The sequence below is a fragment of the uncultured Zhongshania sp. genome (assembly GCF_963975605.1).
Lineage (GTDB): Bacteria > Pseudomonadota > Gammaproteobacteria > Pseudomonadales > Spongiibacteraceae > Spongiibacter > Spongiibacter aquimaris.
On sequence record NZ_CAXBHN010000002.1, the window covers coordinates 100,283 to 117,377 of the forward strand.

Annotated in this window: 21 protein-coding genes and 4 tRNA genes; 10 read left to right on the forward strand and 15 right to left on the reverse strand. The window is 48.7% G+C overall.

Annotated features, from left to right (window positions below; genetic code table 11):
• Positions 1 to 126: 126 nt before the first annotated feature.
• The 8 genes from AAC007_RS02715 (at position 127) to AAC007_RS02750 (ending at position 4,815) form a co-directional block, all read left to right on the forward strand.
• A tRNA-Ser gene (locus AAC007_RS02715) sits at positions 127 to 216 on the forward strand.
• 108 nt (positions 217 to 324) lie between these two features.
• The gene (locus AAC007_RS02720) at positions 325 to 996 is read left to right on the forward strand and encodes a Bax inhibitor-1/YccA family protein (protein ID WP_295877598.1); all 672 of its coding nucleotides are present in this window, start codon (positions 325 to 327) and stop codon (positions 994 to 996) included.
• 45 nt (positions 997 to 1,041) lie between these two features.
• The gene (tusD, locus tag AAC007_RS02725; protein ID WP_339674534.1) at positions 1,042 to 1,440 is read left to right on the forward strand and encodes a sulfurtransferase complex subunit TusD; all 399 of its coding nucleotides are present in this window, start codon (positions 1,042 to 1,044) and stop codon (positions 1,438 to 1,440) included.
• Positions 1,441 to 1,794: a sulfurtransferase complex subunit TusC gene (tusC, locus tag AAC007_RS02730; RefSeq protein WP_295877596.1), complete on the forward strand. Its 354-nt coding sequence runs from the start codon at positions 1,441 to 1,443 to the stop codon at positions 1,792 to 1,794.
• A 264-nt stretch (positions 1,795 to 2,058) separates the two neighbouring features.
• Positions 2,059 to 2,394 (forward strand): TusE/DsrC/DsvC family sulfur relay protein, encoded by a 336-nt coding sequence (locus AAC007_RS02735; RefSeq protein WP_339674536.1) that lies wholly within the window; start codon positions 2,059 to 2,061, stop codon positions 2,392 to 2,394.
• Between the two features lie 18 nt (positions 2,395 to 2,412).
• On the forward strand, positions 2,413 to 3,405 hold the full coding sequence (locus AAC007_RS02740; protein ID WP_296434974.1) for a glycosyl transferase family protein: 993 nt from the start codon (positions 2,413 to 2,415) through the stop codon (positions 3,403 to 3,405).
• Between the two features lie 25 nt (positions 3,406 to 3,430).
• A complete protein-coding gene (gene trmA / locus AAC007_RS02745) occupies positions 3,431 to 4,531 on the forward strand; it encodes a tRNA (uridine(54)-C5)-methyltransferase TrmA (protein WP_339674538.1) in 1,101 nt (366 codons plus the stop codon).
• Positions 4,528 to 4,815: a 4a-hydroxytetrahydrobiopterin dehydratase gene (locus tag AAC007_RS02750; RefSeq protein WP_295877591.1), complete on the forward strand. Its 288-nt coding sequence runs from the start codon at positions 4,528 to 4,530 to the stop codon at positions 4,813 to 4,815. Before trmA ends, AAC007_RS02750 begins: the two co-directional genes overlap by 4 nt.
• Before the next feature lie 31 nt (positions 4,816 to 4,846).
• On the opposite strand, the gene AAC007_RS02755 is transcribed toward AAC007_RS02750, so the two are convergent.
• The 7 genes from AAC007_RS02755 to AAC007_RS02785 form a co-directional block, all read right to left on the reverse strand.
• Positions 4,847 to 5,701, reverse strand: a complete 855-nt coding sequence (locus AAC007_RS02755; RefSeq protein WP_339674539.1) for a hypothetical protein — start codon at positions 5,699 to 5,701, stop codon at positions 4,847 to 4,849.
• A 12-nt stretch (positions 5,702 to 5,713) separates the two neighbouring features.
• Positions 5,714 to 6,310: a dUTP diphosphatase gene (locus AAC007_RS02760; protein WP_339674823.1), complete on the reverse strand. Its 597-nt coding sequence runs from the start codon at positions 6,308 to 6,310 to the stop codon at positions 5,714 to 5,716.
• Positions 6,311 to 6,455: 145 nt separating this feature from the next.
• Complete coding sequence (locus tag AAC007_RS02765) at positions 6,456 to 6,677, reverse strand: hypothetical protein (protein ID WP_219041500.1); 222 nt, start codon at positions 6,675 to 6,677, stop codon at positions 6,456 to 6,458.
• Between the two features lie 10 nt (positions 6,678 to 6,687).
• Positions 6,688 to 7,014: a hypothetical protein gene (locus AAC007_RS02770; RefSeq protein WP_219041501.1), complete on the reverse strand. Its 327-nt coding sequence runs from the start codon at positions 7,012 to 7,014 to the stop codon at positions 6,688 to 6,690.
• A gap of 106 nt (positions 7,015 to 7,120) precedes the next feature.
• Complete coding sequence (queF, locus tag AAC007_RS02775) at positions 7,121 to 7,957, reverse strand: NADPH-dependent 7-cyano-7-deazaguanine reductase QueF (protein WP_339674541.1); 837 nt, start codon at positions 7,955 to 7,957, stop codon at positions 7,121 to 7,123.
• Positions 7,958 to 7,969: 12 nt separating this feature from the next.
• Entirely contained in the window at positions 7,970 to 8,743 is a 774-nt protein-coding gene (locus AAC007_RS02780) for an ABC transporter permease (protein ID WP_295877588.1), read from the reverse strand.
• 64 nt (positions 8,744 to 8,807) lie between these two features.
• Positions 8,808 to 9,722: an ABC transporter ATP-binding protein gene (locus AAC007_RS02785; protein WP_339674543.1), complete on the reverse strand. Its 915-nt coding sequence runs from the start codon at positions 9,720 to 9,722 to the stop codon at positions 8,808 to 8,810.
• A 225-nt stretch (positions 9,723 to 9,947) separates the two neighbouring features.
• Between AAC007_RS02785 and AAC007_RS02790 the strand changes: the two genes are divergently transcribed.
• Entirely contained in the window at positions 9,948 to 10,340 is a 393-nt protein-coding gene (locus AAC007_RS02790; RefSeq protein WP_295877586.1) for a PA2817 family protein, read from the forward strand.
• 53 nt (positions 10,341 to 10,393) lie between these two features.
• On the opposite strand, the gene AAC007_RS02795 is transcribed toward AAC007_RS02790, so the two are convergent.
• The 4 genes from AAC007_RS02795 to msrB form a co-directional block, all read right to left on the reverse strand.
• Positions 10,394 to 10,469, reverse strand: a tRNA-Gly gene (locus tag AAC007_RS02795).
• A 175-nt stretch (positions 10,470 to 10,644) separates the two neighbouring features.
• A tRNA-Glu gene (locus tag AAC007_RS02800) sits at positions 10,645 to 10,720 on the reverse strand.
• A 175-nt stretch (positions 10,721 to 10,895) separates the two neighbouring features.
• A tRNA-Glu gene (locus AAC007_RS02805) sits at positions 10,896 to 10,971 on the reverse strand.
• A gap of 156 nt (positions 10,972 to 11,127) precedes the next feature.
• A complete protein-coding gene (gene msrB, locus AAC007_RS02810; RefSeq protein WP_295877585.1) occupies positions 11,128 to 11,526 on the reverse strand; it encodes a peptide-methionine (R)-S-oxide reductase MsrB in 399 nt (132 codons plus the stop codon).
• A 184-nt stretch (positions 11,527 to 11,710) separates the two neighbouring features.
• Here msrB and AAC007_RS02815 point away from each other — a divergent pair, with 184 nt between their 5' ends.
• Positions 11,711 to 12,949, forward strand: a complete 1,239-nt coding sequence (locus AAC007_RS02815; protein WP_295877584.1) for a pyridoxal phosphate-dependent aminotransferase — start codon at positions 11,711 to 11,713, stop codon at positions 12,947 to 12,949.
• A 53-nt stretch (positions 12,950 to 13,002) separates the two neighbouring features.
• On the opposite strand, the gene AAC007_RS02820 is transcribed toward AAC007_RS02815, so the two are convergent.
• From AAC007_RS02820 to AAC007_RS02835, 4 genes are all read right to left on the reverse strand, one after another.
• Complete coding sequence (locus AAC007_RS02820; protein WP_339674545.1) at positions 13,003 to 13,584, reverse strand: YceI family protein; 582 nt, start codon at positions 13,582 to 13,584, stop codon at positions 13,003 to 13,005.
• Positions 13,585 to 13,842: 258 nt separating this feature from the next.
• Positions 13,843 to 14,766, reverse strand: a complete 924-nt coding sequence (locus AAC007_RS02825; protein ID WP_339674546.1) for a class I SAM-dependent methyltransferase — start codon at positions 14,764 to 14,766, stop codon at positions 13,843 to 13,845.
• Positions 14,759 to 15,904: an ATP-NAD kinase family protein gene (locus tag AAC007_RS02830; RefSeq protein WP_339674547.1), complete on the reverse strand. Its 1,146-nt coding sequence runs from the start codon at positions 15,902 to 15,904 to the stop codon at positions 14,759 to 14,761. The genes AAC007_RS02825 and AAC007_RS02830 overlap by 8 nt, the downstream gene beginning before the upstream one ends.
• 62 nt (positions 15,905 to 15,966) lie before the next feature.
• Positions 15,967 to 17,085 (reverse strand): 4-phosphoerythronate dehydrogenase, encoded by a 1,119-nt coding sequence (locus tag AAC007_RS02835; RefSeq protein WP_339674548.1) that lies wholly within the window; start codon positions 17,083 to 17,085, stop codon positions 15,967 to 15,969.
• Between the last annotated feature and the right edge of the window lie 10 nt (positions 17,086 to 17,095).

Sequence of the window (17,095 nt, forward strand, 5' to 3'; positions counted from 1 at the left end):
GCTAAAACGCTGGGCTTTTTTTGCCTAAAATTTATCCAATCAGAACGTCATCAAACTGATTTATAAGTCTTTTTTATAATACTGCTTGTTTCGCTAAACAAGCTATGTATAATTCGCAACTGCTGCGGAGGGGTGGCAGAGTGGTCGATTGCACCGGTCTTGAAAACCGGCGTTGGTTTATCCCAACCCAGGGTTCAAATCCCTGCCCCTCCGCCACTTTATCCCCCTTCTCGTATCCTCCGATCTTTCTTTGCAAGTCACTCCACACCCAGTATGATATGCCTTCGGTATCAGAATTTTATTTGGCAATTAACGGAGTAAGACATGCAAGATAAATCAGTTTTTCAGACACACGCGGGATCAATGCCTGCGCTGGAAACAAGCAAGGTACTTCGCAATACATACCTATTACTAGGCATGACTCTGGTAACTAGCGCAATGTGCGCCGGCCTAGCGATGGCAATGAACATCGGCCACGGTACCGGTCTTGTCCTTATGCTTTTGGGTTTTGTTATGCTCTTTGTGGTCAATAAAACGGCAGACTCTAGCAAAGGTATCGTCGCCATATTTGTGTTCACTGGTTTATTGGGCGCTGCGCTTGGGCCCATGCTGAAAGCCTATTTAGCGCTGCCAAACGGCGGTGAGCTTGTTATGCAAGCGCTCGGCGGCACGGCCTTGGTATTTTTTGGTTTGTCGGCATATGTATTGACGACTCGTAAGGACTTCTCCTTCCTTGGCGGCTTCTTGATGATCGGCCTGCTAGTTATCGTCGTCGCGAGCATTGCAAACCTGTTCTTTCAAGTGCCTGCGGCATCTCTGGCGATATCTGCAGCTGCTGTATTTATTATGTCTGGCCTTATTTTGTTTGATACCAGCCGCATTATTCACGGCGGCGAAACCAATTATATTCGGGCCACTGTCGCGCTATATCTAGATATTTATAACCTGTTTGTTCACCTCTTACACTTATTAGGTGTTTTTAGCGGCGATGACTAAGCGCCAAAGCAATAAGTCTATGCAAATTCTAAAACAGAGGCTCCTATGAGCCTCTGTTTTGCTATTCTGGTTACCGGCCAATCGTATTCAGATCAATCAAGCGCCACCGCCTTGCGATTTTGCAAAGCAGTTCTTGCACGTCAGCACCAAATTTACCGCGTTTTCTTTTTTAATGACGGCGTGCACTGTGCAAACAGTTACATTACCCCACCACAAGATGAAAAAGCCTTACCGGATCAGTGGCAACAGCTGCAGCAAGAGCACGAACTTGACTTAGTAGTATGTGTATCAAGTGCACTTAAGCGCGGCATCATCGACGAAAAAGAAGCGCAACGCTACGAGATTGGCGGCCACAATATGGCTGAGGGATTTAGCATAGGTGGTCTTGGTCAATGGGTAGACGCCTGCATAAACGCTGATCGCATCATAAGATTCGGGAATTAAATGCACTTCCTCTATCTATTTACTCACCAAGCCTATGGGCACAGCCTAGCACGAGAGGCGCTAGATATGGCGCTAGCGACGGCGGCCTTCGACCAAAAGATTAGCCTGGTGTTTCTACAAGATGGTATTTACCAGCTTCTTAGTAGCAAGGACGCCAGCAGCATTGAGACAAAGCCACACTGCGGGGTAATTAGTGCCCTGCCCCTATACGACATAGAAAACATATTTTACCTAGCGACGGATCGTGACGATCGCTGCATCAATGAAGAAAGTTTACTGGCCCATGCGACTGCAATTTCACCGTCGGATCTTCAGGCATTAATGGCTTCAGCCGATCGGATTCAGAGCTTCTGATGCGCCTACATATATTAAACAGCCCAGAGAGCCTAAGTCGATGCCAATCGATCTTAGTTGAGACGGACTCATTGATATTCATCGAGGACGCCGCCGTCTTAGCGTGCAGGCAACTCAGTGGCGTAAACGCCGACATCTCCCTGTACGCTTTGGACGATGATCTAAAACGAAGGGGCATTATTGCTGCCAGCAATGTAAACGCTGTCACAATGGAAGAATTCGTCGATTTGTGCGCAGAACATAGCCAATGTTTAAGCTGGTAAAATGACCCACCTCGTCGTACACGGAAAAGAAATCGCCACCGACAAAGATGGCTTTTTAAAACATTTAGACGATTGGTCGCCGGAAGTCGCGACAGCGCTAGCAGAAACTGTCGACATTCAATTGACCGACACTCACTGGGAATTGATTTCATTGGTACAAGAGTTCTACCAAAAATTTGGCCTATCCCCCGCCATGCGCCCGCTGATAAAATACGCCAAGCTCGAACTCGGTGTCGACAAAGGAAACAGCCTTTATTTCTTGCAACACTTTCCCGGCAGCCCAGCAAAAATTCTCAGCAAAGTTGCTGGCCTGCCGCGACCGGACAACTGCCTCTAATCCAATGCGAGTATTATCATGTCGCTAGAACACCCCTTCGCGCAGTACGTGCGTATTCTCGGCAAAGGCAAAACCGGCTCGCGCTCACTAACCGAAGACGAAGCGCGCGAAGCAATGGGAATGATTTTGAGCGGAGAAGTTCAAGACGTACAACTTGGCGCCTTTCTTATGCTGCTTCGCGTAAAAGAAGAAAGCTATCAAGAGCTAGCGGGGTTCGTTCGCGCAGTCCGAGACACAGTTTCTGCACCGTCAATACCAGTTGATCTTGATTGGGCAAGCTACGCTGGCAAACGTCGTCAATTACCGTGGTATTTACTTGCGGCACTCGCGCTTGCAGACAGTGGCGCGCGGATCTTTATGCACGGCGCGGCCGGCCATACTGCCGAGCGAGTTTATAGTGAATACGTGCTTGAAAGTATGGGGGTAAGCCCGGCGAAAAGCTGGCAAGAGGTAAGTGACAAACTGGATCAAAGCAACTTCGCCTACCTGCCCTTGTCGGTTTTTTCCCCACAATTGCAGCGTATGATAGACCTGCGCAATGAGTTTGGCCTCCGCTCGCCGGTACACACACTATCCAGGTTATTAAATCCCTTAGCCGCGCCCTACTCTCTGCAAAGCATCTTCCACCCCGCCTACGCCGAAAACCACCAACAGGCGGCGGCCATGCTCGGCCAAGCTCACGCAGCCGTGTTTAAAGGCGAGGCCGGCGAAGCTGAGCGCAAACCAGAAGCAGTCTGCAAGGTGAAGATGGTTCACTGTGGCGAGCTATCTGAAGTCGAGTGGCCAAAATTGATTGATGGCCGCCAAGAAAAACAAGAAACATTAAACATCGATGATCTAGTCAATGCATGGCGAGAAGATAAGGTTGACGAGTATGGCAAGCTGGCGATAATTGGCACCATCGCAATCGCTCTACATTTACAATCGCCCGAACTTGATCAGCAGCGTTGCCTGGATCGCGCCGATAACATTTGGAAGAACCGCGACCGCACTCGCCTCGCTTCACGCTGAAAAGCGCCATACCACCGGACAATTTATGAGTATCAACCCCGTAGACATAGACAATTACCCGAAAATTCTCGACGACAAAACAACGAGAATAACGGCCCTGTTTAGCGAATTGGCCTTACCTAAACCCACTGTCTTTCCGTCTGAGCCTGCCCACTACCGTTTGCGCGCAGAATTTCGCTTATGGCACGACAAAGATTCGGCGTATTACGCCATGTTCGATCCCGCCGAACCCAAAACGCCAATTCCTGTAGAGCAATTTACTGTCGCATCAAAAAGCATCTTTGATTTAATGCCAGTATTGCTAGAAAAACTTAATAGCCAAGTGATGCTTAGCAAGCGTCTTTTCCAAGTGGAGTTTCTCAGCACCCTCAGCGGCGATATGTTGGTAAGTCTTATTTACCACCGCCGTCTAGATGAAGAATGGCAAGTCTTAGCAGAGAAATTAGCTAGCGAACTGGATATTCAAATTATTGGTCGCAGCAAAAAGCAAAAACTGGTGCTTGGCCGCGACTATGTCGTTGAGAACCTAGTGATAGACGGCGAACACTATGTTTACAATCAATATGAAGGCGGATTCACCCAGCCGAATGGCAAACTCAATGCAACGATGATTAGTTGGGCAAAAGCGCAGGTTGGCGAGAATCCTGATACCGACTTACTCGAGTTGTACTGCGGCAATGGCAATTTCACCATTCCCCTGTCTGCCCAATTCCGAAAGGTGTTGGCGACGGAGATCTCAAAGACCTCGGTAAAAGCGGCACACGAAAATTTTGCGCGAAATAACGTCACAAGTATCGACATATTAAGAATGTCTAGCGAGGAACTCACCTCAGCACTGAATAAAGAGCGCAGCTTTCGCAGACTCGAGCATATCGATTTAGACAGCTACAATATTAGCCACGTGCTGGTTGACCCGCCAAGAGCTGGCCTCGACGAAAATACCCGCCTGCTAATTTCAGGCTTAGAGAAGATCGTCTATATATCGTGCAGTCCAGAAACGCTACATCGCGATTTGCAAATATTAACCAAAACTCATGACGTCGATGCCTTCGCCCTCTTCGACCAGTTCCCGTACACTCATCATATGGAATGTGGAGTGTATTTAAAAAGAAGGGTCAAGCCATGACAGTTAAGCTAACCGATTTAGAAATTAGCAATGCGCTTAAAGACTTAGACGGATGGGCGCTAAAAGACGAGAAATTACATCGCGTCTTTGAATTTGATGATTTTATCAGCGCATTTGCTTTTATGACGCGCGTTGCGATTCGCGCCGAAAAGATTGACCACCACCCCGAGTGGAGCAACGTTTACAAAACCGTGACCATTGCATTAACAACCCATGACGCCGGTGGTCTTTCCGCAAAAGACCTAGCTCTAGCAGAGGCGATAATGATTGAGTTTGGTCGCTAGCTTAAACACCACCAATCTGCTGCATTTTGGGCTAGTAGAAGTCCACACCAAGCTGCTGCAAATGACGACTAAGATAATCGTCTAATACCGACATATCTTCCGGGTGAATGTCCAGCACCGATAAATTCAATTCCTTGCATAACTCAGCTCGGCGCATGCGCGCCGAAATAGCGTCAGAGTGTTCGCCAGCGCCCCAATACTCCAAACACACGCCACCCTCTGGCAAATAAAAATCGCTTAGCTGACATTCATCCACCGGTAATGGCCGATAAATACTGTAGCGAATTCCGGCAAGGTAAAGCCACTGCGCGATTTGGCAGTGCTCCCGCGTCTTGCACGCGACACCATCTAGAGAGACCCAGGCGCCATTTTTCTTCTCAAATAAATCATCAGTCGCCTGCTCGTCAATCTGACAATCGCGCAATAATCGCGTGAATGGCTCGCGACTGCGAATATCTTCGGGCCACAACACATAGCTCAGACTACTTTGCTGATTTTCAAAAAGCTGACCACCTTGCGCACCACCCGCTTTAGTAAGCTCCCAGCCACGGGTACTGGGCTTTAACCAGCCTAACTCGACAAGAACGCGATTCAACTCACGACCACTGAGCCCTTCTGAACGGCCAAGTGCCGTGGCGGAAAGGAGTTTGGTGCTCTCCATCGCCTTAAATAATTGATGATCTAGCAAATTTTGCGGCCAAACAATATAACGACCGTAACGCTTGCTAGTTAGGTAACTACCACCCTCAAACTCACCTTTGTTTGTTAACACCCAACCATCGTCGACTTTGCGTATCCAGCCATAATCTTTAAGCACCGAAAATAGCTGCTGAACGGGGATTTCCCCCTGCTTAGCGAGTGCCGATGTAGATAGCTTGTCCGACATTACCGCCTCCACCTAGGCCGTGGGATACCTAGCCGAGAGACCTTGATAAACATCATCAGCAAATTGCGGGGACAGGACATTCGCATTAGCCAGTATCTCAACCAAGTGGACATTGTCTTCCTGACCTTGCCAAATTTTTATATAACTACCGTCTTTGTAGCCGTGATCCTGGCGGAAAAAATTTAAGACGTTCTTGCCAACGTACTGCTTGTAAAGATCGTCAAAGCTTAATTCAGCAGCGGTCATCAAATCCCAAAATAGCGGCACCGAAAAACCTTTGCTACGCAAGCAGTACTCGGCCAAGGCCTCGGTAGATTCCAACACACCGGCCTCGCTCACACGATGACCGTCAAGCGCGACAATAATCTCATCTGCTAGCGTCTCAACGGTTACCCCCTCGCGAAACAAGGCACTCATCCCAAAATGCCAAATATCGACTATTTCAAGCTGCACTTGCGCCAAGTCAGGAGTCTGTTTCTTCCACCATTTATAGCCGTAGTGATCCATAAGCTCACCGCACTCGATCCACGCGGCACGATACCAGGCATTACCCCGAGCCATCCAATCGGCATTTACTTTGCTATTCATACGGTTCTGCAAGTCCAGCATTATAATAAATGCTGATCGACGCGTTGAATCGGACACTGTTTACCCCACCCATCTAAAATCTGAGTTCACATGATAAACAAGGAAGGCATATTAAGCAGCGACTATTTGTCGCTTTCTATCGCGGATGGTGAGTTTGCAAGCGAGATTACTTCGCTAAATTTTCACCTAGTTCAATGAAGTAATTTAAAAGGTCCGCGCCGACAAGCTCGCGATAATCATCGCCCAAGCGGTCACCGATGCTTTCAGGAATCTGCGCTTTGAAATTGGGGCCATAGCTCACCCGCCTCTCTGGTATGCAAAGCGTAATAGTAGATTGCGGCCCATGTACTGAGTAGTGGTTCGACTCTAGCGGGCGACTTCTTTGCATATACCCCATGCTAGGCACAACGCTGCTGATCAAGTGGATAGACCAGTGATAACTTTCGACCGTGAGCAAAATCAATCACCTGTAGTGGCTTTCCAGCAAGGAGGTGTTTTACCGCATTGTCAGGAAGTGAGGGTAAGCACACAATATTATTGGGTGCAGGCGCGTCGGCAAACAGCATGATGAGATCGACAACCTCCGTAACAGAGTCGTCACAACGGCCCCGAGAAAACAGACGCATCTCAACACAATCCAATTGCTCGGGCAGAATATTGTCGACCGCGAGATGCTTTACGCTGTCTTTATTGTCGAAACCGAGTAGATAGCTTGCTAACAGCATTGCGACTCTCATTCAAACTAGGAATGATGTCATTATGCCCTTTTCAGGAATTTAGCCTATCCGGTGATTTACTTATCGCCCGCAAACAATGCATTCAAGCCAGCACCTATTGACGAACTCCGCGACTATTGGCCGGATCAAAGACAGGATCACTACTCCGCCAAGGGTTAATATCCAAGCCCCCGCGCCGTGTATATCGTGCGTAAACGGCTAAGAATTCTGGCACGCAACGCCGACTAATATCGCTAAATATCCGCTCAACGCAGTGTTCGTGAAACTCATCGTGCTCCCTAAAAGAGACAATATAGGCCAATAGCTGTTCGCGATTAATTTTTGTGCCGCGATAGCGGATTTCTACACTCGCCCAATCGGGCTGCGACGTTACTGGGCAGCGCGAACGCAGCAAGTGGCTATAAAGTATCTCGCTGTAAACTGCATCACCACTAACTTCAAGCAGCTCAGCATTTGGTGCGTAGAAGCATGGATTTATATCTAAATCATCCAGGCATTCGCCCTCAGGCGTGGCAATTTGGTAGGCCTCGCCCCACCGATCAGGGGTAAACACACTTGCCTGCACTTCCGCACCGCTAGCCGCGCTTAAATCCTCTGCCAGCGTTTGCTGAACGGCAGAGGCATCACGAAAACGGCTCTGATTAAAGGAGTTTAAATACAATTTAAACGATTTTGATTCGATAATATTCGGGCTATCAGCAGGAAAACGGAACTCAGCACACGCGACTTGTGGCTTTCCCGACTCGTTTAACCAGGATAATTCATAGGCGTTCCAAATATCGACGCCAGCGAATGGCAGTGGCATCGTCGCGTCAATACCCAGCCCATCCCGCCCCTGCTTCCTCAAAATGGGATGAAGGCAAGACGGATCGTATTGGCTCGGATAATTAACCTTTTCGCCGAGTGGCCCGTGGCCGCTATGCTTAGTCACTTAACGCCCTCTTTACTGACGCAGACGCGTACCGCTAGACAACAAATACATACAGTAGGCATAGGCAGCCAGAGTGAAACCGCCAACCATCAAAAATGCGGTAGTCACATTAACGTCAGACACACCAAGTACGCCATATCGGAAGGCATTAACAATGTAAAGCATGGGGTTTAAGCGTGACACTGCTGCCCAAAAGTCAGGAAGTAGGTCAATTGAGTAAAACACACCGCCAAGATAGGTAAGCGGAGTTAATACAAACACCGGCACGATCGAGACATCGTCAAAATTATTGGCAAAAACCGCATTAATAAAGCCCGCCAAAGAGAACATAATTGAGGTCATTAATACAATCGCGATAGTGACCCCGATGTGCTGTATGTTCAAACTGGTAAAGAATAGGGACAGCATCGTTACTATCAGGCCGACCAGCAAACCGCGAGCAACGCCCCCGATAACAAAACCCCACAACACCGTGTTGTTTGACATCGGTGACACTAAAATTTCTTCCACAAAACGCTGAAACTTCGCACCAAAAAATGAAGACACCACATTAGAGTAGGCATTGGTAATGACCGACATCATAATCAAACCAGGAACAACAAACTCCATATAGCTAAAGCCGCCCATCTGACCAATTCGCGAGCCGATAAGCGCGCCAAATATGACAAAATACAGCGACATGGTGATCGCTGGTGGTAATAGGGTCTGCATCCAAATACGCAAAAAACGGCGGATTTCTTTGCGGACAATGGTGTAAAACGCCACCCACTGCTCTGCTAATGTCATTTAATACTCCATCCACTTTGTGTCGACGATTTTCGCCGGCAAGCCTAAATTTAAAACGCCAAGCTTACTTAGCAGCTAATAGCGACACGAATAACTCTTCCAAGCGATTTGCCTTGTTCCGCATGCTGGTGATAACCATATTTTGTTGAGCTAAAGCGGAGAAAACGTCGTTGAGCGAACTGCCTTTATTCAGCACAAGCTCGAACATATGCTCGTCTAAATAGCGGGTATCAAAGCCCTCAATAGCGAGGTCGGGACTAATAGTATCGCGGGTATCTAATATAAATACTTCCTTCTGAAGCTGTTTTAGCAGCGCCTTCATGCTGGTGTTTTCTACGATATTACCACCGTCAATAATCGCAATATGGCGACAGAGACTTTCCGCTTCTTCTAAATAGTGGGTAGTGAGAATAATCGTTGTACCGCTGCGATTGATCTCGGTTAAAAATTCCCACATTGAGCGCCGCAACTCAATATCGACACCCGCGGTAGGCTCATCAAGAATCAATAAGCGCGGTTCATGAATGAGCGCTCGCGCTATCATTAGCCGCCTTTTCATACCACCAGACAGCATCCGCGACGCGACATCGCGCTTATCCCAGAGCCCGAGCTTTTTTAGATACTTCTCGGCGCGCTCGCCCGCAGTCGCCCTGTTTAACCCGTAGTAACCCGCCTGATTTACGACAATATCCCAGACCGATTCAAAGTTAGAAAAGTTAAACTCTTGCGGAACAACTCCGATCTCGCGTTTGGCTGCGGCCAAATCAGTCTGAATGGAGTGTCCGAAGACGTGCACATCCCCTGTCGTTTTTTTTACCAGTGAGGACACGATACCTATTGTTGTCGACTTTCCCGCGCCGTTGGGGCCGAGCAACGCGAAAAAATCGCCTTCTTTTACTTCTAAATCAATACCTTTTAGTGCTTCAAAGCCATTGTCGTAAACTTTACGCAATCCTTTAATTTGCAGGGCAATTGCCATAGTATTCGCCTAAAATTATTGATAGCTAAATGTATTCAAGCACTTCGGCGGCGAGATCTTTTGGAACTTTGCAGCAAAAATCGAGGCTTATAGCTTCATTTTTTGCAAGACACCCGAACTGACTTGTTACTACCGACGGTAAATTGAAAATGAAAGCCGTCTATTTTGCCACGGCCACGAAGTGGAATACACCTAAGTATGAAATCTACGCCAAATGGAGACACAGTGACGACGCGTTTAGAGTATTACCACCAGCTAAATGATGCACTTAAGGCGCTATGCCTAAAGGCAGTGCCAAACCACCCCTCGCACAGCGACGAAAGCAACGAGGAATTGTTGAGTTTATTTACACAGCTTGATGCTAGCCTTTCTGCGGGAGATGATTATGCACTCATCGGCCAGCAAATTATCACTCGAATCGTCAGTCACTATCCGGATATAACACCGCAGCTGCACCGCGACTTGCTATGGTTTTTTGGCGGTGACTGCCTGCACTACTTGGGCGACGAGGAAATACAAAAATACCAAGATTTAGAAGAGCGCTATTATGAGCTCTGCAACAGCGAAGCCAATGGCTGCTATAGAAACCTTCGCGCCCAAGTTTTCAATATGCACTGATTAAAATAGCAGACGAAAAAAAAGCGAAGCACAAGCTTCGCTTTTTTAAAATTTGGAGCGGGAAAGGAGGCTCGAACTCCCGACCTCAACCTTGGCAAGGTTGCGCTCTACCAACTGAGCTATTCCCGCAAATTCCGGTTTTAGTATTTACCTCAAGCAAATAAATAACCGTACAGCCTTGATAAGAAACGCTTTTTTGCCCCTCTTTAAAGACCGGCGCATAGTAAAAAGTTTTCTTTAAGCTGTCAACAGCGCCGTGGCAGGCATTTTGCTGACATTATTCTACGCGCTGTAACGTAGAAATTGGCGTCCCCTAGGGGACTCGAACCCCTGTTACTGCCGTGAAAGGGCAGTGTCCTAGGCCACTAGACGAAGGGGACGCCGCGAGCCTTTCAGAGCGATACTGCTGTCCCTGAAAGAGGGCGCAATTTTAGAGTGACTCCCCCACCCCGTCAAGGCCATTTTGGCACTAAATAGAGGAAAAACAACAAAAAAAAAGAGAAGCATTTCTGCTTCTCTTTTAGCGTCGCCGGCGATGCCGACATCGCGGAATAATGGCGTCCCCTAGGGGACTCGAACCCCTGTTACTGCCGTGAAAGGGCAGTGTCCTAGGCCACTAGACGAAGGGGACGCCGCAAACCTTCCAGACTCCGAGTCACTTGACGTCTGAAAGTGGCGCGAATTCTAGAAACCTTAGGCCCCGCCGTCAAGTCGCTTTTTACAGTTAATCGCAAAAAAGCAAAAAAACCCTATAAATCGACTACTTAACAGCCAAATTGGCCACAATTCAATCAGTTGACTCATCTAATCGCAAAGAAAGGGAGTTGATACAGTAACGCAATCCCGTCGGTTCAGGCCCATCCGGGAAAACATGGCCTAAATGCGCCTCACAGCGCGCGCACACCACTTCTTCACGAACCATGCCGTGGCTCACATCGCGGTTTACCCCCACGACCTCTTCGTCGACAGGCTTGTAAAAACTAGGCCAACCAGAACCGGAATCATATTTCGTGGCCGATTCAAACAAGGCTTGCCCGCAACAGCGACACACATAATTACCAGTCGATTTTTCATTGTAATACTCACCGGTAAAAGCACGCTCCGTACCCTTCTGTCGACACACGTAAAACTCGTCGTCTGTTAGAAGTTCCCGCCATTCTTGCTCAGATTTCACTACTTTTTCCACGAATACCTCTCCACCTAGCCACCTTTGAACACGTATACTTGTTTGCTACGCCATTTAAAGTCCATAAGTGACCTTAGTGTATACCGCTTTAAATGACACACAAGATGATTAACACAGTTCGCAATAAGACTTTGCTAGCTGAACACAAAAACTCCGGCACGCTGCCGGTATAAGAAGGCAGGACATGGGCCAGCATTTAAAATCTAAAAAACTAAACAACGTCTGCTATGAAATTCGTGGGCCGGTACTACAACGCGCCAATGAATTAGAAGAAGAAGGCCACCGTATTCTGAAGTTGAATATTGGTAACCCTGCGCCTTTTGGCTTTAATGCGCCGGACGAAATCATTCAAGACGTGATTCGCATGCTGCCAGACAGCGAGGGCTACAGCGATTCAAAAGGCCTATACAGCGCACGCAAAGCGGTTATGCAGGAATGCCAGAAAATTGGTATTCCCGGCGTCGGTGTTAACGACATTTACCTTGGTAACGGCGCCAGCGAACTGATCAGCATGGCAACCCAAGCGCTGCTAAATCAAGGTGACGAGGTACTTATACCTGCCCCCGACTACCCATTATGGACCGCTGTTGTGTCCCTATCTGGCGCAACCCCAGTGCACTATCTATGCGATGAAGATAATGGCTGGCAGCCGTCTATTGAAGATATCGTGAGTAAGATCACACCCAATACCAAAGCGATTGTCATCATTAATCCAAACAATCCAACAGGCGCCGTTTACAGCCGCGAAATGTTGGAGCAACTCGTTGCGATCGCCGAAGCGCACAACCTTGTGGTGTTCGCCGATGAAATTTACAGCAAGATTTTGTATGACGATGCAGTGCATATTCCCATTGGCAGTTTAAAAGCTGACATTCTCTGCCTTACTTTCAACGGGCTATCTAAAGCCTACCGACTAGCGGGCTTCCGCAGCGGCTGGCTAATAGTCTCCGGCGCGAAAGATCGCGCCACCGATTACATTGAGGGGCTGAATATACTGTCCTCTATGCGTTTATGCGCCAACGTACCGGCTCAACATGCCATCCAAACGGCGCTAGGCGGCTACCAAAGTATTAACGAGCTAATCCTGCCCGGCGGACGTCTGCTGGAGCAACGGGATCTTGCGCACAAAATGCTAAATGAAATCCCCGGTGTCAGCTGCACAAAGCCTGCCGGCGCGATCTATATGTTCCCCCGCCTCGATCCCCAAGTGTATCCTGTGCGCGACGACGAACAATTGGTTTTAGACTTGCTGAATCAAGAAAAAATACTCTTGGTGCAAGGCAGTGGCTTTAATTGGCATGAACCAGACCATCTTAGAATCGTATTCTTGCCAAATAAGCTTGATCTCGCCGACGCAATAGAGCGCTTTGCGAATTTCTTAGCGTCCTATCGCAAGCAGCTTTTACTAAGCAAACAAGCCTAGCTCGCTTATCCAAGCACCGCAGCCGGTTTACGCTGCGGTGCTCTTCCCTCGCTTCATTGCGTGAGTGGCGGTCCGGTAAATTCAGCCTCGATTATCACCTCAATGCTATCGCCTACCCCCATCGTCGATCCTGGCTCTGGAATACCGTAGGAAATGCCGAAATCAGATCGCTTAAAACTCCCCCGTGCCGAAAAGCCAATCCGCCCATGTGGATCTAAGGGATGACCAGCGTAGCCACCATTAAAGACCGCATTGAGCACAACTGGTTTGCGAACCCCGTGTAAGCTTAAATCCCCAGTAATCCGCACCGAGTTTTTCCCCGTGGGCTCAACCCGTGTCGAACTGAATTTAATCTCTGGAAACTGAGCCGCATCTAGCCATTGGGTCCCCAACAGGGTATCGAGGAAATCTTCCGGTGGTGATGGCAACACCAGCGAACGCGGATCAATGGTGGCAACGACGTTCATTTCTGCTGGTTTAAGCGGATCAAAATGAAGATCAGCAGAGAAGTTTGTAAAGCGCGCTGTATACCAAGAAAACCCCAAATGATTAACACGAAACGACAAATCAGCATGGCTAGGATCAACGTGATAAGCCCCGGCGGGCGCTTCAGTTGCAAAGGGTTCAATAGCCACTGTAGTCTGATCCTCAGCCATCGGTCCACATGCAGCTAGTGTGAAAACGACAGTGATCAAAGCCAGGCAGTTTATGGTATTTATCTTCATACGTTATTGCCTTCTCAAAGGTGTTAAGAGTTCAGTGCAGTATGGTCGTTCCCGTATACACCGTGCCAACCTATAGTCGAATAGCCAATTAAAATTCGACAAACATTCGCGGTTTTTATCCGCTTTTCCGCGTTTAGCAGAATCAAACAGCTAAAATATCGAGCATTATTAAAGCCGGTAAAGCAACACTTTCAAGGCCGCATCACTATCCGCTTCCGGAAAATCTGGCCGCCCCTCAAGGCGAGAGATAAACTCGGCCGCGGAACAATCCTCAGCCATCAAGTCTTGCAGAAAGCCCTGCCCCAGATAGGGCGCATTTAAACAAACTAAGACGTCACCGCCCTCTGCCAGCAGTGCCGGAAATTGGCGCACCAATTTTCGATAGTCTTTGACGGCATCGAAGCTACCTAGTTGGCGCGACGGGGGATCGCATATCACAATATCGAAGGGCCCCATTTTTTTTAATCGACCCCAGGATTTAAGAATATCGTGACTGAGATAGGTTATATCCGCAGACTCCTTAGATGAAGGATTCAGTAGATGATTCTCGCGTCCCTGCCGCAACGCGGGTCTGCTGGTATCGATATTAACAATGCTAGTCGCGCCAGCCTGTTCAGCGGCGACGGAAAAGGCGCAGGTGTATGAAAACAGGTTAAGTATGCGCTTTCCTTCCGCCCGCTCAGCAAGCCACTGTCTAGCGGGTTGCATGTCCATAAAGTAGCCGATATTTTGCTTGCTACTTAAGTCAAGTTTAAATCTGCAATCACCCTCTTCTGCAAATATCCTTTCTGGACATTTGCCCCATAGACAATGGATCGGCGCGGTCTTTTCGTAACGCCGTTGAACCACCGCTGCGTCGCAGCAAGCACTATAGCGAGCTTTTAAAGCTTCGCAAAATTCTGCCCAGAACACCTCATCCGGCTGTCGATATAAGACAATCCAAAGTATTGGCTGAAAGTAATCTACGGTGAAATATTCGAAGCCGACAAAACATTGGCCACGACCGTGAAACAGCCGCCGAGCGCCCTTTTCTGACGTTAACGCCCAATCAGTGAAACCAGAAATATCGGTGAAACGCGTAAACTCACTCACCGCTGGCACTGACTCGATACATCACACTATCCCGATAACCGGTCACCACTTTAATAAAACCCTGCCACTCTCGGTCTACGTCTGGGTCATTGCTATCAACTAATAATGGGCGCCCGTTTAGCTCGGTAATCTTGGTTTTCGTTGCGACAATAATGAAGTTGTCTCTACCGATTCGCCTAATTATCGCCGGCGTTAGTTGCTGGTTTCCGCGCCCAAGAATATGACCTTGCCCGCCGATAGCGGTAATTACCGCTTTAACTGGCCCTTGGTGGTCAGTGATAGCCTGCATTAATAACTCTGCATTAACATCGCTGGCCTGCAGCTCAAAATTGGCGATGAGGTCTACACCCAGCAAGGTATTGTCTAGACCGAGCTGCGCCATAATCGCGGCGGTAGTACTGCCGGGACCGACGACATAAAGCGATTCGGGGTCCATTTCTTCGATAATATGATCGGCAATATCCGCTAGCACCAACTCTTTTTGTTCGCGACCGCCCGCTTTTACATGCTGTAAAAATCCGCCGATACTCGGCACAGTCAGTTCGCCAAAGTATTTAGAACGCACCGTGCCCGCCCTAAACGCCTCTTCATCAATATCCCTGACCTCTTGCTGGGTAACTTCAACCAATTTGCCGGTGATCAGCGCAACGACAATATCTGCCGCACTCTCCGGACTCACGGCATAAACGCCGGAATGCATTTTCACTCCCGCGGGCACACCAAGGCAGGGAATACGCGTACCTACCGCAGTAAATATGTCACGAGCGGTGCCGTCACCACCGACAAATAACAGCAAATCAACTCCGGCTTTCACTATAGCTTGCGCCGCTTCCCGGGTGTCGACTTGAGTCGTCAGATTAGGATCAGCAGGCTGGCCGACGGAAATAAAGGGAAGTCCGGCAATACGGAGAACATCATTCGCTGCGCTTTGGGCGGACATCAAACCGGCAAAGCCATACACGGTCAACTCTTCAATGCCACTCTCAGCTATTCTTTCCAAGCATCGCAAAGCTCGCGCCGCAGATCGGCCCAAGTCATCGGCGTGAACACGAGACAGATCCAGTCCGTCGCTTCCCTTCATTGCCATGGGGCCGCCAAGGCCCGCAAAGGGGTTAACCACAATCCCAAGTTTAAACATTAAACCTTCAAAACCCCGTTAAATCACCGCTAATTTGTCCAATAGACACGTTACAAAGATGTTCACTTACCGCTCTGCAGAGCGTTTAGCAGCGATAAGAATTTAGCATCGCCGACTGTGAGATCACTAAACGCAAGCTCTCTGCGAACAGGGTAGGATTTGCGTAAGAGATCGAACGCTTCTCCCCGTGCAGATGACTGAATGATTGCGCGAAAGCGCAGATTATCTTCCTCAACGTCATAGACAGAGGCAACCGTGCGACGAATGAAATCAGCTACGTCGTTTCCGTCACAGCATATGGGAGCAGCGTGAGCGATATAATCAGGCTTATCAAAAGACGTCAATTCCACGCCCAAAAACGTCGCCAATTCTAACGCGACCATGTTTAGTCCCGTTAACTTGCCATCGGCGCTATAACCGGCAATATGTGGCGTTGCGATGCGGCAAGCCGAAGCTAGGGCGACAGGGAAATCAGGCTCCCCCTCCCAAACATCAAGGGCCAACTGAATATCTGGCCGTCGCGCAATAAGTTCCTGCAAAGCCTCGGTCGCCACGACCTCTCCCCGCCCAGCATTGAGCAACACCGCATTCTTAGGCATCGCACACAGCTGGTCTGCGCTCATCATATGGTAGCTTGGAAAGGGACCATCGCGGGTTAATGGCGCATGCAGACACAACAAATCACTGTCAATCACCTCCTCTAAACTACATAGTTCAGGGAACTGACTTTGATCTAATAGTGGGTCATAGGCACGGCACGTTATACCCAAAGCACTTAAACGACGGCCCAAACGACGGCCGACATTACCGTAACCGACAATGCCCACAGTTGCTCCCGCGAGTAGACGGTCCAGTATATTATCGATACGGCATATTACGCTGAGAACGTAGTCCACAACCGATTCTGCATTTGAACCGGGGGCATTACAGTAGTGAATATCATTGGCGTGTAAATAGCTTAGATCGAGATGGTCTGTACCGATGGTGGTTGAACCGACAAAATGAACGCCGCTACCCGCTAGAAGATTCTCGTTAACCTTGGTGACGGAACGAACAATTAACACCTCCGCATCGCCAATGCTGTCCCTCGTTAATTGCCTGCCATTGACCTGCTGCACTTCGCCAAACTGGGAAAAACACGCCACAGCCGCGGGAATATTTTCGTCAACCAATATCTTCAATCGTTCTATA